Source organism: Tunicatimonas pelagia, from assembly GCF_030506325.1.
Taxonomy (GTDB): domain Bacteria; phylum Bacteroidota; class Bacteroidia; order Cytophagales; family Cyclobacteriaceae; genus Tunicatimonas; species Tunicatimonas pelagia.
The window spans coordinates 1,138,484-1,161,533 of the sequence record NZ_CP120683.1 but is presented as its reverse complement, the minus strand read 5'-3'; the positions used below and the strand labels follow the sequence as shown (position 1 = coordinate 1,161,533).

The following is a 23,050-nucleotide window of genomic DNA, read 5'->3' as shown; positions in this document are numbered from 1 at the left end:
GTGACAACCTTTGGTATCTTTAAACAGAAAATCTAAAAATATGAAAACACTAACCCTGCATTCCGATAACGAAGATAATCTCAGGCTCATCCGGGAAGTTGCTGAAAAAATAGGTGTTCAGGTAGAAGAGGAAAGCGGCGAAACACAAAACAAGGAATCAGTAGCCGATGTCCTTCGGGAGTGGCACCAGAACGGTGGTTTACAAACCACTATTGAAGATCCCGTAGGTTGGCAACGAGCGCAAAGGAAAGATCGTAAACTACCCTTCCGAGATTAGCGATGCTGTGGGATAGTAATATTATTATCTATTCTTCGCTACCGGAACACGCTTTTCTACAGCAGCTTAGCGAAGATCAGCCGGTGTATGTCTCAGCCATCAGTTACTTGGAGGTATTGGGTTACCATAACTTGGCAGAGAGTGACCAGGTATACTTTGAACGGTTTTTTCGGGCAGCTACTATTTTCGATATTTCTCACACCATTTTAGAGGCAGCAGTTACCCTACGCCAGCAGAGAAAAATGTCGTTGGGCGATGCCCTGATCGCGGCTACATCTTTAAAGCATCAGCTAACGTTATTGAGTAGAAACAAAGGTGATTTTAGTCACATCGCATCACTAAAAATCACCGACCCTTTTGAAGAACGGGAGGAATGAGTGCCACTATTCATACCGTCAATATCCAGTTTCCCGAGATTGCGCTCGCCCCGCGCGACGCTCATAAATTACGGGGCTACCTAGGCAGGTTATTTCAGGATCATAGCCCACTGCTACATAACCATCTGGAGGGGGGCGGTTTGCGTTACGGCTATCCGTTAGTACAGTATAAAGTACTGAATAAGGTGCCAACCCTGGTCGGACTAGCGGAAGGGGCCCAGCTGCTTACAGAACTTTTTCTAAAAATTCAGGAAATACGATTGGAAGACGCTGTCTACCCTGTAATGAGCAAGAATATTCAGAGTGCCACTCCCGAAATTGGAGTCAGCGATGAGCTGTTCACTTATCAATTTCAAACGTTATGGATGGCCCTGAATCAGGAAAATTATCGGCGCTACCAACGGTTGGCCCCGCCGGGGCAGACGGCACTGTTGCGGCGTATTGTCACCGGAAATGTATTGAGCTTTTTTAAAGGAATCGGGGTGTTTCTCACGAAAGAGGAGCGTATTCTGGTACAGCTACAGGTGCAACCCCGACAAACCCAGTTTAAAAACCAGCCCATGCTAGCTTTCCAGGGGAAGTTGACTACTAATGTTGCCCTGCCCGAGAGTATTGGTATCGGAAAAGCCGTATCCCGAGGCTTTGGCACCCTTCGGCGGATTATGTAAATTAAACGCCAGTATCCTATTAGTCATGAGTGAACGCCACAATGATGAATTGTGAGTTATAATTTAGAATACTCAGCACTACTTGCAACCTGATCCTATGCAACTACACATCAATACCTACGGTGCCTACGTGCACGTAAAAGACCAGATGTTTGAGATTCGAGTGCCCGACGAAAAGAAGACGGCTAAAAGCCATTTGGCAGCCCATAAAGTAAAAAGTATTATTATGGCTACGGGCACCGCATTGAGTACCGATGCCATCAAGCTAGCCATGATGCATAACGTAGATATTCTGTTTATTGAACAGTACGGTAAACCTATTGGCCGAGTGTGGCATAGCAAGCTGGGCAGCACAACTAAAATTCGCAAAGCTCAGCTGGTAGCTAGTATGAACGTCACCGGAGTAAAGTGGGTCAAAGAGTGGGTACTAACGAAAGTGGACAACCAAATTCAGTTCATCAAAGACCTGAGAAAGCACCGAAAGCAGCACCATGAATTTATGGATGAAAAAATTGGCCAGATAGAAAACCTGTATCTGTCCATTCAGGAATTACAGGGTGAAGTAGTAAGTGATATTGCTGATACCTTACGAGGATTAGAAGGAACTTCGGGAAGATTATACTTTGAAACACTGAGTAAACTGCTCGCCAAAGAGTATCAGTTTGCAGGTCGGAGCAGCCGCCCAGCCCAAAACCCCTTTAATGCGTTTTTAAATTATGCCTATGGTATGCTTTATGGCAAAGTAGAACGAACTTTGATTTTGGCTGGTTTAGACCCATATCTAGGATTCCTGCACCGCGATGACTATAACCAGCTTAGCTTCGTATTTGACTTTATCGAGCCCTATCGTATCTACGCTGAAACGGTGGTATTTCGGTTGTTCTCAGCCAAAAAAGTGAATCAGGGCCATACGGATAAAATTACTAAAGGCTATTCGCTGAACCAGGAGGGAAAGCAATTACTGGTGACGGCCTTTAACGACTATACCGAAGAAGCGACCATCCGCTACCGGGGTCGTAACCAGACCCGCAGTAACGCTATGCTGATGGATGCCCGTACTTTTGCTAACAGTTTAATTGCACCAGTAGTTGAAAATACGATCAAATGATTGTTTGGGTACTGTACGATATTGAAGAGGATAAAGCCCGCACTAAAATTGCCAAAGCCTGTAAGCAGGCAGGATTGTACCGGGTACAGTATTCGGTTTTTTTAGGTACGCTCACTACGAACGAAAAAGATAGTTTGACGTTGCAGATTAAGGGGCTGATGGATGAAGACAGAGATAAAGTGTATATCTTCCCGATGTCGAAGGACGAACTACGGCAGACCGAACTGTTGGGGCAGGCGTTTGATAAGAAACTCGTTACCGACGAAATTAAAGCATTGTTCTACTGATGAGCCTAACCCCCTCCCATATCATTGAGTACCTGTACTGCCCCCGTTTTACTTACTTTGAATACGTACTCGCGATTCCTCAGCATGAGGAAAAAGACTATAAAGCGATGCGGGGGCGGGAAATTCACGATCAGAAGCTAGAGCGCAACAAAGATTACTTGCGAAAGCGCATTGGGGTAAAAGAAAAGCATTTAGATCAATATTTAACCAACCAGTATTTGAGGGGGCGAGTAGACGAAGTGTTACTATTGCACGATGGCACAATGGCTCCGCTGGACTATAAGTTTGCCGAATATAAAGACCGGATATTTGAAACTTACCAAACCCAATTATACTGTTATGCTTGGTTAATTGAGGAAAATTTCCAACAACTGGTCAACCGGGGCTACCTGATCTACGTGCGAAGTCGACACAAGGTGGTAGAAATACCTGTTAAGGAAGACAACAAAAAACTGGTACAAGAGGCTGCCGAAAGTATTCAGCAAATCATTCAGAACAACTTCTATCCTAAGGCTACCAAATACAAGAAAAGATGCGTAAATTGTACCTACCGAAATATTTGTACCCGATAAACAATACTATTTATTGGGCGTGCCATAGGTGAATTTATTTCGGATAGCTCAAAATCATGGGGTAAGCTGTTGTGTATTAGTAGGTTGCAGTTTCGGAAAATGAGATTTTTAATGACTAAATCAGCTCTTTGACATGTTGTATTTCTTTAAAATAAGACTATTAAAAATAGAAGTAACTATCTCAATTACAATCCCTTACGTAAGGGAAGGTCTCACAGACTACCATCCACCACAATAAGGATTGAAACCTGCCCGGGCTGAGCTTCGTCAGTGGATTAACCGATCCTCACAGACTACCATCCACCACAATAAGGATTGAAACTATATTCACACGTTCAATAAATTTTACGTCACTTTCTCACAGACTACCATCCACCACAATAAGGATTGAAACTGCCTTTCCGCTGTGATGGACAGCACTCGGCGTTGAGCCTCACAGACTACCATCCACCACAATAAGGATTGAAACATAAAGCGATTAACATTAAGAGCCACTAATTTACCATCTCACAGACTACCATCCACCACAATAAGGATTGAAACAATGATGGTGGGTATGAAGTTGAGTCAGAAAACTTGCTCACAGACTACCATCCACCACAATAAGGATTGAAACACCCAGGGTTTTTGCAAAAAAAATAAAACAAGTGAAGACTCACAGACTACCATCCACCACAATAAGGATTGAAACATCTTGAAATGGGTTCCTGATTACGACGGCGCATTCTCACAGACTACCATCCACCACAATAAGGATTGAAACCCAAATCACAGATTGAAAACGGATCTGCCCCGTATCCTCTCACAGACTACCATCCACCACAATAAGGATTGAAACCGGCTAGAAGTACGCCTGTTTGATAAATAGATGTTTCTCACAGACTACCATCCACCACAATAAGGATTGAAACTGTTTTTTGCTGTGGCAGCAGCGTATAGCAAATGTACTCACAGACTACCATCCACCACAATAAGGATTGAAACCCAGTTCTTCCACCGCATTATTGGTGCGCCATGCAGACTCACAGACTACCATCCACCACAATAAGGATTGAAACAAAATCCAAATGATTCAACAAGGTACGCAGCGTGGTTGCTCACAGACTACCATCCACCACAATAAGGATTGAAACATTGATGTAGCGTTCTCCAGCTAGTACCTATTGTAAGATTGCCCTGCTCTCACAGACTACCATCCACCACAATAAGGATTGAAACATCAAGTGGAATTTACTACAGAGTACACAATTTCTTTCTCACAGACTACCATCCACCACAATAAGGATTGAAACTCGGCTAAATCTAATGCTATCTTCTCAGCGTAACTACCTCACAGACTACCATCCACCACAATAAGGATTGAAACATTCACTAGAGGTATGAGCGTCCTACAGAAAGTATTCAATCTCACAGACTACCATCCACCACAATAAGGATTGAAACATAGCAATGCCGTCATGGCGCGCCCAGTCGTTAGACTCACAGACTACCATCCACCACAATAAGGATTGAAACATGTATATTTTCTCATCGTACTGGGTATTTGGGATATAGGCTCACAGACTACCATCCACCACAATAAGGATTGAAACTATGATCCCCAGGCAAAGACTAATCTATCAGATCGTCTCACAGACTACCATCCACCACAATAAGGATTGAAACGTAGAGGAAGCGAGCGGTGTGCAATTATCCCAAGCGACTCACAGACTACCATCCACCACAATAAGGATTGAAACAAAATGCTGGATTGGCGGCTATTAATGACCTAATACGCTCACAGACTACCATCCACCACAATAAGGATTGAAACCTGCTAACGATATTATCCATATTCGGTACATGGGTCTCACAGACTACCATCCACCACAATAAGGATTGAAACATCTTGAAATGGGTTCCTGATTACGACGGCGCATTCTCACAGACTACCATCCACCACAATAAGGATTGAAACCCAAATCACAGATTGAAAACGGATCTGCCCCGTATCCTCTCACAGACTACCATCCACCACAATAAGGATTGAAACTTTTTCACACTTAATTATTTTTCAATGTCCAGGAGTCGCTCACAGACTACCATCCACCACAATAAGGATTGAAACTGTCCTAGCTTTATTTCGATACCGACGGGGTACCTTTCTCACAGACTACCATCCATCACAATAAGGATTGAAACGGGCGTAGTCTGGGTGTTGATCGTCAAGGTTATTGGCGCACAGACCACCATCCATCACAATAAGGACTGAAATACTAGCTTCACTTCAGTATTCTTTTAAGAATGATACTTAATAGTTTTGCTTCCCTTACTTATAACTTGAAAGTCCACTTTGGAAATTATTTTCCACCCAGAAAATTGCCCACCCAGTTTTGACCCACTAATATTGTCCTATCAATAACGTAATTCATCAGTAGCCGTTTAGGCTGCTGTATCCTCGCTACCCTAAACGGTAGCCCGATAACCATATGACCAATATGACACAAAGTCTGTTACATTGGGTAAGCTCCCCCTTGGGTTTACTTGCCCTCTTACTATGGATCAGCCTAGCCCTGCTAACTCTTAGGCAGTGCCAACGATGGGCTAGAGAGAGAAATCAAGAAAAAGTGATCTATCAAAACCATCCCGCCATCCCCGTCAAGGTATATGATCAGAGTGGTGCCGAACCGTTAGATTGCGCCACCTCTCATGAAGTAGAGATGTCAACACGGTCCCAACCCAAAGAGGATCATATTAGCCCCTCGCCTAATGCCTGGGACGTATAAATGGCTTTATAAAATTCATTTGTTCTCACTAACCCTGTTTATCATCATGCAACACGTTCTGTTTTCCTTATTCACCCGTAAGCCTCGCTGGGTAACTTCATGGACTACTTCCAAACCGGGGGCACTATTGCTTTTGCTGATGTTGTTGGCAGCCGTTCCATCATTTGGACAAGCCCAAGTAGAAGCCGCCCTCTTTAGTATCCGTGTCTGGATTATTGTCATTCTCAATGTCGCTTTTCTCATTGGGATTGGTATTGGTATCTTCAAAGCCGCGATGAAGTTCTTCACCGGAGCCCCCGACAAGATTGAGTTTATGATTGGGATGGTCATCGCCATTGCCCTGTTCGGAGGCTTCCAGTTTATCGTAGATGATTTAGCTTCCTTCTTAGGCGGCGACATTTTACTTGACCCTTGATATGAAGACCTTCCGTAGCATTGAAAAGCAAGCCCAACTACTGGGCTTGCCCATGACCGATCTGTTTGCTCTGCTCTTTGTGATGTCCTTAGCTATTGTCATCGGCATTGTGCTCAACTTTATGGTCGCGATGAGCAAGTACTACTTCTGGGGGGTGATCCTATCCGCTGGGCTCTCGTATCTATTACTCAAGCAGCTCAACCGAAAGAAACATCCGAGCCGGCTGTTTTCCTATCTGTCGTACCGGTTTCTACAACCACGCCATCTCCATTTACGGAGAACGGAAAAGGGAGTACGGTCGCCGGGACGGTGGTCGCCATGAAATGGTCGCCGTGAAACGAAGGAAGGAGTAGTATCCTACACTTTGGTCGTTATAGTACTAGTACCCGTATAATCAATCTTAATTAGCCATCAAACCGAGAGGAGCGACCGGCGTCCCGGCGACCGTTTCATGGCGACCGTTTTCCGTTCTCCCTCCTCCATTTTCCGTACGATTTATGTTATTTTCTAAATCAACTCATCCCAAACGTCGTAAGTCCGCTTATCTGGCGAAACGACTGCCCATCTTCGCCCTAGAAAATGATAAAGTCATCTTCCGGGATGGCCGAGTGGCGGTGGGCTTCCAAGTGCAGGGAGCCCCACTAGAATCCTGGACGGAAGGCTACTTTCGTCAGGCCAGCGAAGCGCTCACTCGACAGTTGAAGCTCCTGCCTGTCGGTACCGTCGTGCAGAAGACGGATATCTACTATGATAGAGCATTCCAGCCAAAAAGACTCTCTGCGGGCTACTACGAAGGTAAACTGCTAGAACACTTTACCGCCCGGTTGGTACTTCAGCACGAAAGTTATTTGTTCTTGTCGTTTCCCACGAAATCACGCCATCGGCTAAAAAGAGTAAACCCCATCACCAGTGGGTTTGCCCAGGCCGGGTCAGCCATCAAAAACCCTTTTAGTAAGATTGATCAAACCCTGCGGGAAGCTGAACGCCTTGCCACCGAGTTTGTGCAAGGACTCTACAGCCTAAAGGATGTATCCGTGACCCGGTTGGACGAAGAGACGTTGAATCAGTTACTTGTTCGCTACCTCAAGCTTTCCTTTGGTGAGGATAGCGATAAGGCTACACCGGATCAGAAAACAGCACCCAAACTCAACCGAGAGGTGTTCAATGACCCATCAGGGTTAGTCATCGGTGAGAAAAAAGCGAATGTAGTTACGATGACGGGGCAAGGCAGCGAAGTGTTCGCTAGTATCAAAAACCATCACAGGGTCACCAGTCCCTGTACCTTTGGATTATCGCAGCAGTTACAGTTTCCTCATATCGTAACCCAGTGTTTGCTAGTGGAGGATACCGAACGCGAACTCAAGTCCCTGGATTTTGAGCGAAAACTCAATGACTCATTAGAGTGGCTGACTACCCAAGACCATGAACTTAAAGCGGAAGAACTGGATGCGTTTACTGCCTTTATTCGCTCAGAGAACGCCCGCTTAGTCAGCTTGCACCAATCGGTAATTGTTTTTAGCAATAATGACGAGCTTCGGCAAAGCTACATTGATCAGGTAGTATCGGCCATCAGCAGCCTGTACGGGGCAGAAGCCCTGATTGAAAGCTACGATACGGCTAATCTATTCTTTGCCAGTGTACCCGGCAATGGCTTTCAGCACTACCGTTGGTTGATTACCGTCGATCAGATTGCCAGTTGCTATCTACACTGGATGCGGGATGTAACCGGGGACAAACAGGGAGACTATCTCTGTGATCGCTTTCGTAACCTCTTGCAAGTAAATCTCTTTAACACCCAGCAGGCGAATCAGAACTGTGTGGTTATCGGTCCTTCAGGTTCGGGTAAGTCCTATACGATGGGTAATTTCATTGCCCAACGGCTGGAGCGGGGAGCAAGGCAGATTATCATTGACAAAGGGGGTACCTACCGCAATGTGATGTATGCGCTGAACGGAAAAGGCTTTGAGCAAACCTACTTTGAGTATTCCGCCGAAAAACCGCTCGCCTTTAACCCATTCTTACTGGACAAAAATAGTGAAGGACACTACCGGCTGACTTCGGAAAAGAGCAACTTTCTGATTGCGGTACTCAGTACGATTTGGAAAGGTAGTGGGAGTCAAGACCAGGACCTTACCCCCGCCGAACGAGCGATTTTTAAGCTGATCTTACCGCGTTACTATCAGTATCTGAACGATAATAAGGGCACTGCTTTTCCGGGGATGCATTCGCTCTATCATTTTCTGCGTCGCTACCAGTCCGAGCATCGCCAGGATGCCGAGTATCTCTCAGAGATCAAGTACTTTGATATGGAGCAATTTCTGATCGTGCTGAAGCCTTTTGTTTCGGGCGAATACAAAGAAGTGCTGAATGCAGCCTATGAGCTAGATATTAGCGAGCATCCGCTGGTCTGCTTTGATCTGGATAAGATCAATAGTGATCCCGTCCTGTACCCAGTCGTCACACTACTGATTACTGAGCTTGCCTTAGACCAAATCCGCAAATATCCCGATCAGATCAAGTACCTCTACTTGGACGAGGCCTGGGCGATGCTTTCGGGCAAGCTTCAAGAGTTTATTGAAGACTTATTCCGAACGATTCGTAAGAACAATGGCTCCGTGAACATTATCACCCAAGGGCTGAATGAAATCAAGCAGTCCAGTGTTGGGGAAGCGGTGCTGGTGAATGCTGCGACCAAGATTATCCTCTGGCATGAGGATAGCCGATTGGTGGATGAGCTGGCGACTCACCTGGGTTTCACCACCCACGAGGTAGAGCTGATCCGCTCCATCCGCAAAGAAGAGACCTTCCGCGAGCTGTTTATCAAGCAAGGGGAAGAATCCCGGATCTACGTACTGGAAACCTCGCCCCACCTGGATGCCGTACTTTCGTCCAAGCCCCAGGAGCGCAATTACCTGCGGAAGCTTATTGACCGCTACCACGGGAATTTGCCCTATGCCGTGAATCAGTTCGTTGAGAGCAAAGCTCTCAAGCGGGGAGCCGGGAGCGGGGTGCATGGAGTAAATACAAATGAGATAGTAGTAGGGAGCGGCAATTTTCAAGCTCCTCGCCCCCAGCACCAAGCCCCCCGCACAAATGAATAACGTCGCGATTACCCCAGAGTTCTTGGGAGCGGTGAATGCCTTGCTGGATAAGACCCATGCGATTGGGCTGGCATTGATCCCACTGTTGCTGTTGATCGTGCTGTTCAATCAGGTGTTCGGGGCACTGGTGTTTAGTCAGCGCTTTCGGCTGGATGTATTTCCGATTGTGCGGGGCTTGGTGCTGCTGTTTGCCTTGACGTTTTATACTGAGTTTCTGGCGGTGCTGAGTGCGACCATTGGAGCTTTGGCCGATTACATTGGGCCGGATAGAACGTTTATGCAACGGCTCGCGGATATGTGGAACCTGTTGCTGCCGGGGGTGCAGAATGGGGAACTGCCTTCCAATATGGAAGAGCTGTACGAATCCTTTACCCGCCTGATGCAGTTTGATATCGTCAACTGGCTACTCGCCCTGTTGGAAGGCTCGTTTGTCTACATTGTCCGGAAAGGGATTGAACTGATCCGGTTGGTGCTATTGGGCTTTCTCTACATTGTAGGGCCGTTGGCGATTGGCTTGTCCGTGATCCCCGGCTTCAACAGTTTAGCCATGAAGTGGCTGCAAAGCTACCTGACAGTACAGTTCTGGTCGGTAACGCTGATTATCTTGGACACGCTCGTCAGTCAGTTCAATAGTCTCTACTTCAATGGACTGTTGTTTTCTAACGAGCTGGGGGCGACCAACTTTGTACTGGTAAGCTTGGTGATTGTGATCCTGTACTTTCTAGTGCCTCACCTGACCAGTTACTATCTGGGCCATGCCCAAGCGGCGATCTTCCAAAGCCGGGTCTTCAGCACCGCGATGTTAGGGGCCGGTCTAGCCTTTCAGGGCGGACGAGCGGCGATGGCCGGGGGGAAAGTCGTCGTGGGAGCTGGTAGCAGTATGGCGGCCAAAGGAAGTCAAGCGGTACGATACGCCTATCAGAAGTACCGCTACCAGCGACAATTCAGTGGCGGGGTGCAACCCGGAAGAACCTATGAACTTTGATTCAATGAACAGTTAGCAATGTACAATGTGCAATGAATAGAAGTCCTTAACCATTAAAGAAAAGAGCGCAAGATATACCCGAATACCTGTTGAAAAACAGGTGAGGGTAACTAACCACATCAATCAGGGGAATGGGTATCTGTGTTGTAAAGCACTTTACCCACCCCACTGCGCTCTATCCCTATTGCCCTCTACTATTTACACTCATTGCTCACTGCTAAATGCACATTGTTAATTGAAATAAAATGTCTGCCTTAAAAGATTTCAATCGCACCTTTACGACCATGCGAAACCTCGCGTTGGTCAGTACACTGGGCTTTATTGCCAGTACTATTTTCTACGTCTATCATAACCAGCGAGTACACGAATACTACCAGCAACGTACCTACGTGATTACTTCGTGGGGTACGTTTCCGGCGAGTTACTACGATGGGCGAAAAGTATCGAAGATTGAAGCCCAGAACCACGTAGAAACCTTTGTCAAACATATGTTCGCTCATTCGGCGGAGACCTACCACGAGCATATCAACTTTGCCTTGAACCTGATTGACGAGGAATCCGGGAAACGGATCTATCACGACTTTGAAGAGGGTGATGTTCGCAAGAACTATATCCGCTACGGCTCCCATACCGAAGTTAAATTAGATTCCATCAAGATCAATATGAACGCTTTTCCCATTGAAGGTAGCTTTTACGCTTTGCAGGAAGTGCATATTGGCAAAAACGTGCGTAGCCTACCCATTGCCGCCCACTTTCAGATCGTACAAGGCTACCGCCATGAGAAAAACCCCTACGGCTTACAGCTCACGGACTTTGACTTTATTGCTTACCCCAGAAAACCAGAAGACTGATAATGAAACTAATCTGTTTACTATTCGCTACTATAATATCTCTGTTCCTAGTTACCCAGCGGAGCGCCGCCCAGCAGACCGAGTCCACGGTGGATACTGCCCAACCAGGGCTTACTCAAGACACTATCTATGTCTCCCACCGAGCCAAATCTTATCTGCTATTTGATGAGCCCGTCACGTTGGTCGATGTGGGGAATCCCACCCAATATCAAGTGCAGATTGAAGGCAACAGTATTTTGGTCGTAGCCACCTGCGACAGTGTAGCGGGTACGCCTTTTTATGCGGTAGTTGGGGGAGATGCCTTCACCGCCCAGCTGCAATTCCATTCTCACCCAGAAGCCTTCTACGACTTCAGAAATCGTAGCCACCGTCCAGGTAATTCATATCAGAATCAAGGACTGGAAAAGCAAGTACTTTCCCGCTTGCAGGAATTATCTTCTTATCAGGATTTAAACTACGCCTCTACGCAGGAAAATGGTATCCGTCTACGCTTAGTCGGTATCATGCATGATTTGTCTGCGACTTATTTAAAGTTCAAGGTAGAAAATCGTACTTCACTGGTGTACCAAACGGACTTTATCGGTCTTGAGCGGCTTAAGCGCTACCGCAAAGGCTTTTTCTCTAAAGAACAACAAGCTCGCTTTCCTATGGAACCAATAGCGCAATGGCAGGTAGAAAAAGTTCTCCCCTATTCGGAACACTACTTTTACCAAGCCTTACCTCTGCAAGCCTTGGAACGCCAAGAAGCTCTCATTGCCACGCTGCGGGAAAAGAACGGCACTCGTAGTATTTCACTTAAAATTCCCGCCCGACTGTTGCGGAAAGCAGATTTGTACTAATTGGCAGGGAGCCGGGGGCACGGGGCTAGGCGATTTCCGAAAGGAGCATTCGTACTTTCTAACCCTCGCTCCTAGCCCCACGCTCAACCCTATGAAAAACTTTCAGGAAAATTTAGACGAAGCAAGCATTAATCAAGAAAAAGCCGATCGGTTTGCAGATAGCTCCACTACGTCCCGAACGTTTCGGCAGAAATTGGTGCAGGTGCTCTCCCGCTACAGCCTGCTGATCATCGTCGGCCTAGCTGCCCTTTCCATTACCGTGCTGCACTTCCAGGGTCAATATTTGCTGCAAGTATTGCGGGGCACTCCTTTGCCCAACTTCGAATTAGACGAAGAAGTTGACGACTCCCCGCTACCCGATAAAACGAAGGTGTATAAAGAGGCTCTGGCCGAAGAAGCCAAAGTGACCCGGCCTTCCTGGCAAGTGGGATATCAAAAACCTGCGGTGATTCCAGATACGACTATGCAGGATACGGCCGCCGTGGACGCGGCCGCCATGGATATGGTCGAGGTACCAGAGCCTACCATCGTAAGGCGGAAGATAAGAAAGAAACGGCAGATCACGAAGACTTCTAAAGTAGTAACGCCACCCGTGGTAGAAAAAACAATATCCTTTTTTCAACCCGTCAGAGCGATAAGCTCACAGGCTGACAACCAATTTTTTGCCTGTGTGATACATGGTGACCAGGAAGTAGGTAACCGCACGCGGATCGTTCTACGGCTTAGCGAGGATGCCACTCTAAAGGGTCAGACGGTATCGGCTGGAACACTCGTCTATGGCATGGCTCGCCTGGGGCAAGATCGCCTTCAAATAACTGTTTCTCGGCTTGGTTCCCAGGCGATTCAGTACCAGGTCTACGATCATACCTACCATGAGGGCATCCTACTGAACGAATCAGAAGATCGTATGCAGCAGGCCACCAAAGAAACCGCCGTTCGGCAAGCCCAACGGAATACGTACCGCCTACCCACTCAAATCGCTTCTGAGGTCGCCCGAGACCTATTGATGCAAAGCCGTCGCCGCAAGCAGTCGGTATTTCTGCCCGATGGCTACCCCCTGTATATTTCCTCCATCCAAAAGTAACTTCTATGAAACCTATTCTTTCTTACTCACTCCTACTGTTTCAGTTATTGACCACTGGTACCAGCTACACCTTTGCTCAAGGCATTCCAGTCATCGATATTGCCCATATTGCGATGACCGTGGCCAATGGGGCTACCCTGGATGACCAGCTAGAAAAACAAGAAGAACAGCTCGAGGTCTCCTACCAAATTGAACAAAAGGTCAAGGATATCTACCAGTTGCAAGAAGGTTACCAGGACTTTCTCAAGCAAGCCCAAAGTGTACGAAATCTTCACTGGGCTGATCTAGTCCAGAGCCAGGCGCATGCTTTATCCCTAGAGACCCACATGGATGCTTATGTACCCGCCTACGAGAATATCGGAACCCTCAAGCAAGCCTACACAACGCTAGAAGGGATCGACGGGGCGTTAGGTTTGTACCAAGAACTGGACGGCTTTGGCGCGGATCGTCCGCTTCCCGCCAGCGTAATGGCTTTACAGCAGCAACTGGAAGAACTGTCGGTCAACCGGGCGGCTTTTGATGAGATGGCCTACAAAAAGAAGTTGCAGGTCGCCCTATCCTACAACGAAGTAGCGGGTGACCTACTGGAAAAAGCCCAAGAGTTGAGCCAGGCCTTACTCGTGAATGAACGCTTTTCTATGACCGAAGGTGAGCGGCTCTCATCGATCAAACAGGCCCACGACTACATCTTGCAGAGTATAGACCTAAAGCTTCAGTCGGATCAACTGGTACTGGATGTAGTGGATGGAGCTGAGGAAAGTAAAGCCGGGCCCCTCAAACAGTACGGGCAGCAACTGGAACGGCAGGTAGTAGCCACTACCCCGCTATTTGACTATTAATCACGAGTACGATGAAGTCCTACAGAATAGCCTTAACCATACTACTCGCCAGTAGCCTGACTGTCGCTTTTACCCGGGTATGCTATGCCCAGAAAGTGATCAAAGTAGAAGACCGGGCCCTCAAAGATAGCCTGGGGGAAAACGCTAAGCGCAATACCAGACAACTAGGCTATCTTTTGCTGCTGCGGCGCATGAGTAAAAACACTCGAGATGATGTGGAAGCGACTGGGGAGCTTCAGTACCGCTATCGGGAATTTCTTAGGCAAACCCATAGCACGGCTTCCCTAGCGGTAGCGGATACAGAAGCAGCCCGGGAAGCGCTAACATGGACTGTAGGTACTGCGGGTCATCTGGGCAAATATTCGTTTGCCAGCAACCTGCACCGGACCTATGCTGAACAAAGCCTTCCGTTGGAAAAAAGTGAAGCCCTTTCCCAGCAATTGGTGCCCTACGATGAAAGCCTTCTTTTTACCCAGTTAGCCTCGTTTCAGAGAGATCAACATTTAAGGCAGTTGAACGCCATAGCCCTTCAGGAAATGAGTGCCCGGCGTAAACTACAGCTCGCCCAGGCCTACCAGCAATTCGCTAATGGAAAGATAGCTAAATCGGATGAACTGCGAAAACTGCTAAACACGGATGCTTCTTTTTCCATGACCGAAAGTGAACGGCTGGAAGTACTAGGGCGGATGCAGGACTACCTTATTAGCAGTCAGCAACTCCAAGAAAAGGCAGACGCGCTTATCCAGCAGACAGGTGATTACCCTTTTTCCAAACGGCAGGTGCTAAATAGCTTCCGACAAGCTCAAAAGCGAAGGGTTTTGCGCGGCACTCCTTTATTCTAAATCTAATAATAATACGATCATGCGTATACGTCTATTCATAAGCACCGGAATACTCTTACTCTTTTCCCATTGGGTTTACGCTCAGCTGATCATTGACAAAAAAGCCATCGCGAAAAGCGGCGAAAACCTAGCCGTTAATCTATTGAAAGGTCAGCAGCAAGGGAAGATCCGGGACTTTACGGAAAATATTGATACCCGCTACGAAGCGATCAAAACCTTGCAGCAGCAGGTACTGGATGAACTCCAACAGGCACAAAGCATCCGGGACCTACACTGGGCGGACTTATCTAAATTCGTCTTCCTAGCGACTGAACTAGTGAAGGGACCCATGCAACCCCAGATAGAAATCGATATCGTCGTAGAGCCCCTTGGGTTTAACTGGCATCCTAATGAACTGTACCGTGACCTATTTATGGCCGGAAGGGCGGATGCCATGCCTAACGATTTGACTTCCCTAAAGCAAGCTAAGCAAACGAGCCAATCGCTATCCGATGGTCTTCATCAAGTAGTAGCCGAGCGAAAAGCCTACGCAGCGGTGGCTTTTCAATACCTGTCTGAAGACTTGATCCTCAAAGCCACTGAAATGAACGAAGTACTAAAGCAATCCCAGCACTTATCCAGGCCGGGCGTCGCCACGCCGGGATTCTCCATGACCGAAGCCGAGCGTATCCGGCTACAAGTTTTCTCGGAAGACTATTTACTACTCGCCGGACAACTACTAGAGCGCTCGGATGCCTTACTTCAGGATGTTGCTTCGGTCAAGTCAATGCGACGGCAAGCCGATCAGCAACAGAAACGACTAGAGCGAAGAACGATTGCCCGTACCCGAGTACTAGACTACTAAATGATGATCGTTATGCAAACCAATATCCTTTGGCAAGACCGTCCTTCCCCGCTCATGTATTTAGGACTTTATCTGTCCTGTGTATTGCTACTACCCATACCTTTCGCTCTATGGCGGTACCTACAGGCTCGAGCAACCCGCTACACATTGACCACCGAACGATTGATCTGCCAGCAAGGAGTACTACACCGCATTTCGGATGAAGTAGAACTCTACCGGATTAAAGACTATACGATTGTATCCCCTTTCTTTTACCGATGGTTCGGGCTCTCTGACTTGGTGCTCATTACATCGGATCAGACCCATCCAACGCTCGTGCTACGGGGCATTACGGATGCTCACACAGTCAGAGAACTCATTCGGCGACAGGTAGAGAACTTACGAACGCAAAAGGGAGTGCGTGAGATTGATTAATCTGGACAGTCTAAAACCTATTTCTTAATCCCCAAAACTCAATAATTTTCATGGAACAAGAAAAACTTGATGAACAAGAGAATTTACGCCAAGCGGGCCGGACTGCCGCCGATGCCTTGCGGGGCTATGGTTACGATGAGGTAGCCCAGCAGTACGAGCAAGTGCTACACCGCTTTGACCCAAGCAGTAAAGAAGTGCTGGCGCATAGCCGGATTGCGAGCACAACACTTAAAGAACTCAATCAACTTACCGAAGAGCGGTTGGGCAAGAACCCTGCTTTGGAACGAACGGTGGAAGTACAGCAGCGGTTGGAGCAGGCCTTACAGCCTGAACCTAAGCCTAAAGCCTTAGAGGAACTGTCCTTTCCCGCCCGGCAGTACTTAGAAACGAATAGTAAACCCTTAGAACAGGCTTCGGAAGAAGTATCACGGTATTTGGAAGAAAAAAGCCGCTACAGTGATCAGCGGGAGGATGATACCAAACTTCGCACGAACCTCAACCAGCAACTGGACTCATACCGCGCTCTACCTACGGCCTATAATCTGGAACGTTTGGAAAAGTATACCCGGCACGGTATTGAGGTCATGCGGTCGGATTACGAGCAGGCCAAAGCTATTCAGCAGGAGGAAAACGAGGAGTATGTGGCGAACGCTAAGTCGCTTTCACCTCACGGTCGGGCAGAAATACTGGCCGAAGCCGAACAAGGCGAGTTTAGGATGCCTAACCAGCAGAAAGGACAGCACGTTGCCCTACGTGCTGACCGGGCTGAGCAGCAGCTTCAGCAGTATACCCAGGTCCGAGCGAAGATTACTAGTATTGACCAGGATTATCAAGAGGTAGTGCAGCGTAGCTTGGTTAGCCCTGGGCAAGAAATACGAGGTGAGGAAGTAGGACCAGAAAAGACGGCTTCCCCCTTAACCAACCTTTCTGTTGAGCAGCAAGAACGCTACGCTGAACTGATGGTCCAGCCCTCCGTACCCGCTCCTTCCCGGCAAGCCGAAGTGGAACTTTAGATCGCTTAAGCATCCTAGCAGCCCCTTTATTGATACTATCATTTCTCACACTAATCTTACCCCCAATATGAAAACGCTTTCTTATTTTCTATTCACTTTCGTAGCTTCTTCGTTTTTGACCGCCTGCTATTCCGATGAGATAACTCCGAACGAAACCCTCACCACAGGGAAGGTTATCTGGCAGGAAGGCAAGATCGTTTCCAATTTGGAACAGCAGCTATCTGCTGATCTCTCCCCGCAGGCATTGCCCCCACAACTGGATACGCTACTACTAGAAACGTCGTCCTCACTTTTAGCCCGGAATCTGCCGAAGGTGCAAGGCCGGGCGATCCTGGATTACCAGTTTCAGGCGTCTTTACCTTCGGTAAGTAGGACGAGTAGTCTGCAAAGGGTCAGTGGAACGGCTTACTACAGTCGTTTCCTCAACTATACCTTGCAGTACGGTATCTTCGATACAGGCTGGCAAACCGACCGGGTGGGCTTTCAAGTCCGCACTATCGTCCGGGGCAGCTACTGGCAAAAAGGTAAGGTTTGCACCTCCTCAGTAGAGTATACTGTGCAGGGAAAGGTGCACACCGCCCATGTACCCCTGAACAGCCGAATGGTGATTATTGAGTACTCCCGGAAAGGAAATCTCAGTAAGCGTGAACAGTTTGTTTTTGACCAAATACCTACAGAACAGTTTTCGTTTTGGCGTAACTATGCTGATCAGCATAAGCGTCCGGTTTTCTGCCTGACTAATCGGAATACGTATTACCAAAAATATCCCCGTGCGGGAAGAGATAAACTACTAGCACAGTGGCAAGGCATTAAGCCTTCATAATCTCTTTAAGGAATAGGCTAGGGTCTGTGTTGACTGGTCTTAGCCTAGTACCTTGGGTTCTATCGCTATTTCTTAGTATAAGTTGTTGGGCTTTCACTGGTAACAGGAAGGTTGCTTGACTCATTGCAGCATGAGCCAAGTGCTCTACCTCACGCCAACTCAGCATGTAATTCCCACTGACTGGCTGAGACTTTTCAGAAACGCAACAAGTTTAGGTCACTATTCACCGCTCATTCAGCAGACAAGCAAATCAACAGGTAACAAATGAGTATTTATTACTTTTGTTGATTTTTTGAACTGATTCTTTCGGCTAATTTTGCTGGCACTTTTCAACTTTAAAATCCCTTCTCGGGTAGGGTACCCACGGGGTATTCACTCAACAGTTTTTCATTTAGAAAGTAAGTATCTGACTTCTTTTTGATTTGATTAAATCTTTACTGGTATGAATATCGATTATGAATAGGTATGAATTGCCGATTACTATTTCTGTTATTTTCCGTAAGTATTTTTTCCCCTTCTTGTGAACCGGATACCGAATCCGGATTTACTTGGTTGGAAATCCACGTAACGGAAAACGGAGGGGTTCCTGATAACTATAAACTCAAGGTATTTCAGGATGACAAGCTGGTTACTTCTGATGAGTTTGATTTGAATGATAGTCGTCGTAATGTTACCGAGCTAAGGGCTGCCTCGCCTGGATTATACTATGTTGAAGCAAAAAACCAGTATGCACAAGGTAATGATACCATCTCTGTTAGTGGTACTCGGCGTAAAATTATCGAGCTAGAATTAGCGAACTAAATAACTCAAGTAAGCAAATGCTTAATAGGTCTGGTTAAGGTAAGTTTACTTAATTACAATGATTGCATTTTGATAACATTAAATATTAATCAATATTTGCATTGATGATCAAAATGGTGACCATATTATGTCTCTCCCTAAGCAGTTATTCGCTGAATAACGAGAGGCATGGTATTACCTGATCAGAAGTAGTAGATATTAACTAAAGGTATATACAGAAGCCTCTCGAGATTGTCGAGAGGCTTTTTTTATGCCCAAAATGCCCTGTTGGTGGAACTGGCATACACGTCTGATTTAGGATCAGGATCTTGGGGGTCACCGTGACGCGGTTCGAATCCCTCACAGGGTACAAACGGAAGTGGGCAAACGGGCAAAGCCGTCTCATTCAAAATGAGAAATATTGAGGGTTCAAGTCCTTCCTTCCGTACTAGCGTGCTCATGGCGGAACTGGCATACGCCTCAGGCTTAAACCCTGAGTATTCCGGGCGGCCGATGCTCGGTTCGACTCCCGGTGGGCACATCTGGAGAGTAGGCAGATATTGGTTTGCTGCGCTCGTCCCGGTGGGGAACCACTGCTAAGCGAGTCCTATTGCTAAGCTGAAAATGGTGAGGACGGAGTATACTTTGCCTTTGACAAGAATGCGAAAGCCAATAGATAAGTAATTACGAAACATAGCTGTATGATTTGATCTATAATATATCTTCAGTCCCTTCATTAGCGTAGGGCGCAATAATTTTAATGTATCCCACGCATACAGTCGCCTGGCTTTTCTTATGCTGTGCCTTTCAAGATTGTCTCGGAACCGTTCCTCCATATCCCCCTCGATCTCTTCCAGGTATTCCGGCCGGCAGAACCAGCGGAAGAAACGAAGTAGGAGTTTCGGTGGCGAAGCTTTGTTACTCATTTCGTAATGAGTCTACAGGGTTAGCAAGGGCAGTCTTAATGGCGTGATAACTTACTGTGAGTAAGGCTACTAATAAGGACAAACCACTAGCTACTGCAAACACTCCCCAATGAATAGCAACATGGTACGTAAAATTATCCAGCCACTGGTTCATCGCCCACCAAGCCAACGGCCAGGCAACAAGATTGCCGATCATCACTAGCACTATAAATTCCCTAGAAAGTAGCTGAACTACCTGCGTAATGGTCGCCCCAATGGCTTTACGAATGGCTACCTCCTTGGTTCGAATCTCAGAAGCGTGGGCTGACAGACCGAACAGCCCCAAACAGGCGATCATAATGGCAAAAAGGGCAAAAAACTTAAATAACGTACTCATTTTTGCTTCGTCCTGATACAGTAGATTAATCCTGTCGTCTAGAAATTGGTAGTTAAACAGGTAGTTCGGTACTATTTTCTGGATATTCGCTTCCAAGCCACTTATGGTCTCCGGTATTTTTCCACCCTGTAGCTTCACCAACAAGAAGTTATTCCAATTAGGGTTGTACTCCAGCACCAGTGGCTCCATAGGATTGTGCAAAGAAGAAAAATGATAATCCTTTATTACCCCTACGATGGGGCCATGCAGATTTCGGGTTTGATTGGTGACGTAGCTACCCACCGGATCATCAATATTTAATAGTTTAGCGGCTGTTTCGTTGATAATAAAGGCCGCCGAGTCATTAAACTGTCGGGAAAAATTTCGCCCTTCTTTCAACTCAATTTGTAGAGTAGATAAGTAATTTTCATCTACCCGAAGTACCTTCACGGTAGGTAATTCATTATCTTCCGGTACTCCATCGGGCACTACCGATTCAACACTCAATCCATCCCCGGGCAGATTAGAAGCCGTACCAATATGGCTGATATTGAGCGACTGTATTAGTTCGGCTTTCAAAGCCGCCCCGTTCTCAGCAAACTTTTGTTTTAAATCTCCAAAGAGATTTACGGCTACTACCTGATCTTTATCAAAACCTAGCTTTTTATCGTGGAAGTACTGCATCTGCTGGTAGACTACGAGGGTGCTCACCACCATAAAAACCGCTACCACAAACTGAAATACTAGCAAGCCTTTTCGCATAATCCCAGCCGAAGAACGGGGCTTCTTGGCTCCGGCTAGGGCTTTTAAGGGTGAAAACCCTGATACAAAAAAGGCAGGATACAACCCAGAGAGTAGCCCTACCGTCAGTATGATTCCCACGATGATCAGTAAGTTGTCAACGCTGAATGCCTGACTCGCTACGATTTGTTTACCAGCCAGTTGGTTATAGAAGGGAAGAACAAGGGTAAACAGAAGAATTGCTAAGGTAGAAGCCATCAGAGTGACCATGAACGCCTCCCCCAAAAACTGCCCTAACAGTTGGTTCTTCTTTGCCCCAATGGCCCGCCGAATACCCACTTCCTTCATGCGTTTTAAGGACTGGGTAGTAAAGATGTTGATAAAGTTGATAGAGGCGATTAGTAGAATAAAAAGCCCGATAGCCGCAAAAACGTAGATATAGATAATATCGCTGTTAGGCCCCATTTCTTGTATCAGGCTGGAATGCAAGTGAATATCATCCAGGGGCATAAAAGTCCAGTTCATCTTAGCTAGTATCTCTTCGGGAGTGCCCCATTCTTTATAGTAATCTAGTAGAAGCTCTGGTAACCTTTCCCTAGCTTTTTTTACGTCTTTCTGTTCATTAAATAAAGCATAAGTATACGTAGCCATCCATCCTCGACTATCCGTCATATTCTCCGGTATGTCCTTATAAAAGGTAGCCATAGAAACCAGAAAATTGATTCTCAGATGGGTGTTGCTGGGCAAGTCTTCCACCACCCCGGTGACTTGAAATTCTGTACTATTGTTCATTAGAACCTTCCCCAATGGATTTTCATCTCCAAAGTATTTTCTCGCCATACTTTCGGTGACCACCATACTGTGAGGAGTCCTAAAAATTTGCTGAGGGTCGCCCTGGACAAGTTTAAAGTCAAACACGGAAAAGGCAGTAGAATCGGCCATGTAGCCGTGATCCTCTTCCGATTGAAATTCTTTGTAACGCAAAATTCTGGGATACATATAGTAAAAACGGGCCGTCTGCTGAATTTCAGGATAGAATTCTGCTAGTATTTCTGCCATTGGAGGAGCACTCTTTGCCCACCCCTCAAAACTTACCCGGTAGATACACTCATGCTTAGGAAAGCTACTCTCGTAACTAAGTTCATCGTTAAGGTGAATCGCAATTAACAGTACACAGGCGATGCCTAAGCAAAGTCCCATAATATTGAGAGTACTATAAGCTTTCTGTTTCAGTAGATTACGCCAAGCGACAGTGAAATAACTTTTTAACATAGCGGTATGATTTACTCGGTAATATCCTCTCAGCCCTCTCATGAGCGTAGGGCGCAATAATTTTAATGTATCCCAGGCATACAGTCGCCTGGCTTTGTTAGCCGAAAACAGCTCCAGATTATCCCGAAACCGCTCCTCCATATCTCCCTCGATCTCTTCGAGGTATTCCTCTTTGAGTAAAAACCGAAGGAACTTTAGTGGCCATTTGGGCGGAATGATATAGTTATTCGTTCCGCTCATCAGGTACTACTTAAACCCAAGTCAGGCATGGCTTGCCACAGGCTTGATCGGATATCTTTCATTTCATGAAGCACCCGATGAGCATAGGGGGTGGCCTGATAAATACGCTTACGTTTCCCCCCTCGCTTCTGCGTAGCCTCCCCGAACGCAGAGGTTAAAAAACCTTTTTCAACCATCCTTTTCAGTGCCGTTTGGATAGCCCCAACACTCAGGCGCTCGTTCAGTCTTTCTTCCAGGTTGCGCTGTATCTCCACTCCGTAGGCATCCTCCTGGAGTACGATCACGGTCATCAGTACCAGTTCCTGAAATTCTCCCAACCGGTATTTTTTCATTATTTGTTGTTTCTCTTAACAATAAAAATAAAGCGATAGATAGTCATTCCTTTTCGTTGTTTGACCACCTATTACTAATCATTCCTAATTGAAGTAAATATAACGAATTATTATTTTATTCATAATTGAAGTTTAAATAAATTATGGCAGGATAAGAATTTGGCGTTCCGATAGTAATGGAACCAATTAGAATCACTAATAGCTCTTTACCGTATCCTTCTGACTTAGCTTAGTCATTGACATGATTGATTATGTAAAGTACTCCGTAAAAATGAAGGACTATAGATTACATAGCATGCG

The 23,050-nt window shown here is 46.5% G+C and carries 24 protein-coding genes, 3 tRNA genes and 1 CRISPR repeat array; of the genes, 24 read left to right on the top strand and 3 right to left on the bottom strand.

The window, feature by feature from the left end:
• Window positions 1-40: 40 nt before the first annotated feature.
• From P0M28_RS04725 to P0M28_RS04610, 24 genes are all read left to right on the top strand, one after another.
• Window positions 41-277: a hypothetical protein gene (locus P0M28_RS04725; protein WP_302208389.1), complete on the top strand. Its 237-nt coding sequence runs from the start codon at window positions 41-43 to the stop codon at window positions 275-277.
• 2 nt (window positions 278-279) lie between these two features.
• Complete coding sequence (locus P0M28_RS04720) at window positions 280-654, top strand: type II toxin-antitoxin system VapC family toxin (protein WP_302208387.1); 375 nt, start codon at window positions 280-282, stop codon at window positions 652-654.
• Window positions 651-1,322 (top strand): CRISPR-associated endonuclease Cas6, encoded by a 672-nt coding sequence (locus P0M28_RS04715; RefSeq protein ID WP_302208386.1) that lies wholly within the window; start codon window positions 651-653, stop codon window positions 1,320-1,322. Before P0M28_RS04720 ends, P0M28_RS04715 begins: the two co-directional genes overlap by 4 nt.
• A gap of 97 nt (window positions 1,323-1,419) precedes the next feature.
• The gene (gene cas1, locus P0M28_RS04710; protein WP_302208385.1) at window positions 1,420-2,430 is read left to right on the top strand and encodes a CRISPR-associated endonuclease Cas1; all 1,011 of its coding nucleotides are present in this window, start codon (window positions 1,420-1,422) and stop codon (window positions 2,428-2,430) included.
• Window positions 2,427-2,717, top strand: a complete 291-nt coding sequence (gene cas2 / locus P0M28_RS04705; protein ID WP_302208384.1) for a CRISPR-associated endonuclease Cas2 — start codon at window positions 2,427-2,429, stop codon at window positions 2,715-2,717. The genes cas1 and cas2 overlap by 4 nt, the downstream gene beginning before the upstream one ends.
• Window positions 2,717-3,289, top strand: a complete 573-nt coding sequence (gene cas4, locus P0M28_RS04700; protein ID WP_302208383.1) for a CRISPR-associated protein Cas4 — start codon at window positions 2,717-2,719, stop codon at window positions 3,287-3,289. The genes cas2 and cas4 overlap by 1 nt, the downstream gene beginning before the upstream one ends.
• A gap of 211 nt (window positions 3,290-3,500) precedes the next feature.
• Window positions 3,501-5,543: direct repeats of the CRISPR family, unit length 37 nt; unit sequence CTCACAGACTACCATCCACCACAATAAGGATTGAAAC.
• A gap of 223 nt (window positions 5,544-5,766) precedes the next feature.
• Window positions 5,767-6,054 carry a hypothetical protein gene (locus P0M28_RS04695; RefSeq protein WP_302208382.1) on the top strand — a complete coding sequence of 96 codons (288 nt, stop codon included), beginning with the start codon at window positions 5,767-5,769 and terminating at the stop codon, window positions 6,052-6,054.
• A 46-nt stretch (window positions 6,055-6,100) separates the two neighbouring features.
• Window positions 6,101-6,469, top strand: coding sequence for a hypothetical protein (locus P0M28_RS04690; protein WP_302208381.1), 369 nt, complete (start codon window positions 6,101-6,103; stop codon window positions 6,467-6,469).
• Between the two features lies 1 nt (window position 6,470).
• Window positions 6,471-6,791 (top strand): hypothetical protein, encoded by a 321-nt coding sequence (locus tag P0M28_RS04685; RefSeq protein WP_302208378.1) that lies wholly within the window; start codon window positions 6,471-6,473, stop codon window positions 6,789-6,791.
• 175 nt (window positions 6,792-6,966) lie between these two features.
• Entirely contained in the window at window positions 6,967-9,570 is a 2,604-nt protein-coding gene (locus P0M28_RS04680; protein WP_302208377.1) for a VirB4 family type IV secretion system protein, read from the top strand.
• Complete coding sequence (locus P0M28_RS04675; protein WP_302208376.1) at window positions 9,563-10,555, top strand: TraJ family protein; 993 nt, start codon at window positions 9,563-9,565, stop codon at window positions 10,553-10,555. The genes P0M28_RS04680 and P0M28_RS04675 overlap by 8 nt, the downstream gene beginning before the upstream one ends.
• 245 nt (window positions 10,556-10,800) lie before the next feature.
• On the top strand, window positions 10,801-11,406 hold the full coding sequence (locus tag P0M28_RS04670; RefSeq protein WP_302208375.1) for a hypothetical protein: 606 nt from the start codon (window positions 10,801-10,803) through the stop codon (window positions 11,404-11,406).
• A gap of 2 nt (window positions 11,407-11,408) precedes the next feature.
• A complete protein-coding gene (locus P0M28_RS04665; protein ID WP_302208374.1) occupies window positions 11,409-12,245 on the top strand; it encodes a DUF4138 domain-containing protein in 837 nt (278 codons plus the stop codon).
• Between the two features lie 91 nt (window positions 12,246-12,336).
• The gene (gene traM / locus P0M28_RS04660) at window positions 12,337-13,329 is read left to right on the top strand and encodes a conjugative transposon protein TraM (RefSeq protein WP_302208373.1); all 993 of its coding nucleotides are present in this window, start codon (window positions 12,337-12,339) and stop codon (window positions 13,327-13,329) included.
• A 5-nt stretch (window positions 13,330-13,334) separates the two neighbouring features.
• The gene (locus tag P0M28_RS04655) at window positions 13,335-14,168 is read left to right on the top strand and encodes a hypothetical protein (RefSeq protein WP_302208372.1); all 834 of its coding nucleotides are present in this window, start codon (window positions 13,335-13,337) and stop codon (window positions 14,166-14,168) included.
• A gap of 11 nt (window positions 14,169-14,179) precedes the next feature.
• Window positions 14,180-15,010 carry a hypothetical protein gene (locus P0M28_RS04650; protein WP_302208371.1) on the top strand — a complete coding sequence of 277 codons (831 nt, stop codon included), beginning with the start codon at window positions 14,180-14,182 and terminating at the stop codon, window positions 15,008-15,010.
• Between the two features lie 19 nt (window positions 15,011-15,029).
• Window positions 15,030-15,854, top strand: a complete 825-nt coding sequence (locus tag P0M28_RS04645; RefSeq protein ID WP_302208370.1) for a hypothetical protein — start codon at window positions 15,030-15,032, stop codon at window positions 15,852-15,854.
• Between the two features lie 12 nt (window positions 15,855-15,866).
• Window positions 15,867-16,268, top strand: a complete 402-nt coding sequence (locus P0M28_RS04640; protein ID WP_302208369.1) for a PH domain-containing protein — start codon at window positions 15,867-15,869, stop codon at window positions 16,266-16,268.
• A 50-nt stretch (window positions 16,269-16,318) separates the two neighbouring features.
• The gene (locus P0M28_RS04635; protein ID WP_302208368.1) at window positions 16,319-17,281 is read left to right on the top strand and encodes a hypothetical protein; all 963 of its coding nucleotides are present in this window, start codon (window positions 16,319-16,321) and stop codon (window positions 17,279-17,281) included.
• Between the two features lie 67 nt (window positions 17,282-17,348).
• Window positions 17,349-18,104, top strand: coding sequence for a hypothetical protein (locus P0M28_RS04630; RefSeq protein WP_302208367.1), 756 nt, complete (start codon window positions 17,349-17,351; stop codon window positions 18,102-18,104).
• Window positions 18,105-18,569: 465 nt separating this feature from the next.
• On the top strand, window positions 18,570-18,905 hold the full coding sequence (locus tag P0M28_RS04625) for a hypothetical protein (protein WP_302208366.1): 336 nt from the start codon (window positions 18,570-18,572) through the stop codon (window positions 18,903-18,905).
• 261 nt (window positions 18,906-19,166) lie between these two features.
• Window positions 19,167-19,254 (top strand) — tRNA-Leu (locus P0M28_RS04620).
• Window positions 19,255-19,257: 3 nt separating this feature from the next.
• Window positions 19,258-19,332, top strand: a tRNA-Leu gene (locus tag P0M28_RS04615).
• Between the two features lie 5 nt (window positions 19,333-19,337).
• Window positions 19,338-19,425 (top strand) — tRNA-Leu (locus P0M28_RS04610).
• Between the two features lie 55 nt (window positions 19,426-19,480).
• On the opposite strand, the gene P0M28_RS31025 is transcribed toward P0M28_RS04610, so the two are convergent.
• From P0M28_RS31025 to P0M28_RS04600, 3 genes are read right to left on the bottom strand one after another with little or no spacing between them, the layout of a single operon-like run.
• A complete protein-coding gene (locus tag P0M28_RS31025) occupies window positions 19,481-19,810 on the bottom strand; it encodes a permease prefix domain 2-containing transporter (protein ID WP_367281895.1) in 330 nt (109 codons plus the stop codon).
• A complete protein-coding gene (locus P0M28_RS04605; protein ID WP_302208365.1) occupies window positions 19,803-22,418 on the bottom strand; it encodes an ABC transporter permease in 2,616 nt (871 codons plus the stop codon). Before P0M28_RS04605 ends, P0M28_RS31025 begins: the two co-directional genes overlap by 8 nt.
• Complete coding sequence (locus P0M28_RS04600) at window positions 22,418-22,750, bottom strand: PadR family transcriptional regulator (RefSeq protein ID WP_302208364.1); 333 nt, start codon at window positions 22,748-22,750, stop codon at window positions 22,418-22,420. The genes P0M28_RS04605 and P0M28_RS04600 overlap by 1 nt, the downstream gene beginning before the upstream one ends.
• Window positions 22,751-23,050 lie beyond the last annotated feature (300 nt).

Coding starts and splice junctions, on each gene's coding strand:
- P0M28_RS04725 (WP_302208389.1), top strand. CDS start 41: ATGAAAACACTAACCCTGCATTCCGATAACGAAGATAATCTCAGGCTC.
- P0M28_RS04720 (WP_302208387.1), top strand. CDS start 280: ATGCTGTGGGATAGTAATATTATTATCTATTCTTCGCTACCGGAACAC.
- P0M28_RS04715 (WP_302208386.1), top strand. CDS start 651: ATGAGTGCCACTATTCATACCGTCAATATCCAGTTTCCCGAGATTGCG.
- cas1 (WP_302208385.1), top strand. CDS start 1,420: ATGCAACTACACATCAATACCTACGGTGCCTACGTGCACGTAAAAGAC.
- cas2 (WP_302208384.1), top strand. CDS start 2,427: ATGATTGTTTGGGTACTGTACGATATTGAAGAGGATAAAGCCCGCACT.
- cas4 (WP_302208383.1), top strand. CDS start 2,717: ATGAGCCTAACCCCCTCCCATATCATTGAGTACCTGTACTGCCCCCGT.
- P0M28_RS04695 (WP_302208382.1), top strand. CDS start 5,767: ATGACACAAAGTCTGTTACATTGGGTAAGCTCCCCCTTGGGTTTACTT.
- P0M28_RS04690 (WP_302208381.1), top strand. CDS start 6,101: ATGCAACACGTTCTGTTTTCCTTATTCACCCGTAAGCCTCGCTGGGTA.
- P0M28_RS04685 (WP_302208378.1), top strand. CDS start 6,471: ATGAAGACCTTCCGTAGCATTGAAAAGCAAGCCCAACTACTGGGCTTG.
- P0M28_RS04680 (WP_302208377.1), top strand. CDS start 6,967: ATGTTATTTTCTAAATCAACTCATCCCAAACGTCGTAAGTCCGCTTAT.
- P0M28_RS04675 (WP_302208376.1), top strand. CDS start 9,563: ATGAATAACGTCGCGATTACCCCAGAGTTCTTGGGAGCGGTGAATGCC.
- P0M28_RS04670 (WP_302208375.1), top strand. CDS start 10,801: ATGTCTGCCTTAAAAGATTTCAATCGCACCTTTACGACCATGCGAAAC.
- P0M28_RS04665 (WP_302208374.1), top strand. CDS start 11,409: ATGAAACTAATCTGTTTACTATTCGCTACTATAATATCTCTGTTCCTA.
- traM (WP_302208373.1), top strand. CDS start 12,337: ATGAAAAACTTTCAGGAAAATTTAGACGAAGCAAGCATTAATCAAGAA.
- P0M28_RS04655 (WP_302208372.1), top strand. CDS start 13,335: ATGAAACCTATTCTTTCTTACTCACTCCTACTGTTTCAGTTATTGACC.
- P0M28_RS04650 (WP_302208371.1), top strand. CDS start 14,180: ATGAAGTCCTACAGAATAGCCTTAACCATACTACTCGCCAGTAGCCTG.
- P0M28_RS04645 (WP_302208370.1), top strand. CDS start 15,030: ATGCGTATACGTCTATTCATAAGCACCGGAATACTCTTACTCTTTTCC.
- P0M28_RS04640 (WP_302208369.1), top strand. CDS start 15,867: ATGCAAACCAATATCCTTTGGCAAGACCGTCCTTCCCCGCTCATGTAT.
- P0M28_RS04635 (WP_302208368.1), top strand. CDS start 16,319: ATGGAACAAGAAAAACTTGATGAACAAGAGAATTTACGCCAAGCGGGC.
- P0M28_RS04630 (WP_302208367.1), top strand. CDS start 17,349: ATGAAAACGCTTTCTTATTTTCTATTCACTTTCGTAGCTTCTTCGTTT.
- P0M28_RS04625 (WP_302208366.1), top strand. CDS start 18,570: ATGAATTGCCGATTACTATTTCTGTTATTTTCCGTAAGTATTTTTTCC.
- P0M28_RS31025 (WP_367281895.1), bottom strand. CDS start 19,810: ATGAGTAACAAAGCTTCGCCACCGAAACTCCTACTTCGTTTCTTCCGC.
- P0M28_RS04605 (WP_302208365.1), bottom strand. CDS start 22,418: ATGAGCGGAACGAATAACTATATCATTCCGCCCAAATGGCCACTAAAG.
- P0M28_RS04600 (WP_302208364.1), bottom strand. CDS start 22,750: ATGAAAAAATACCGGTTGGGAGAATTTCAGGAACTGGTACTGATGACC.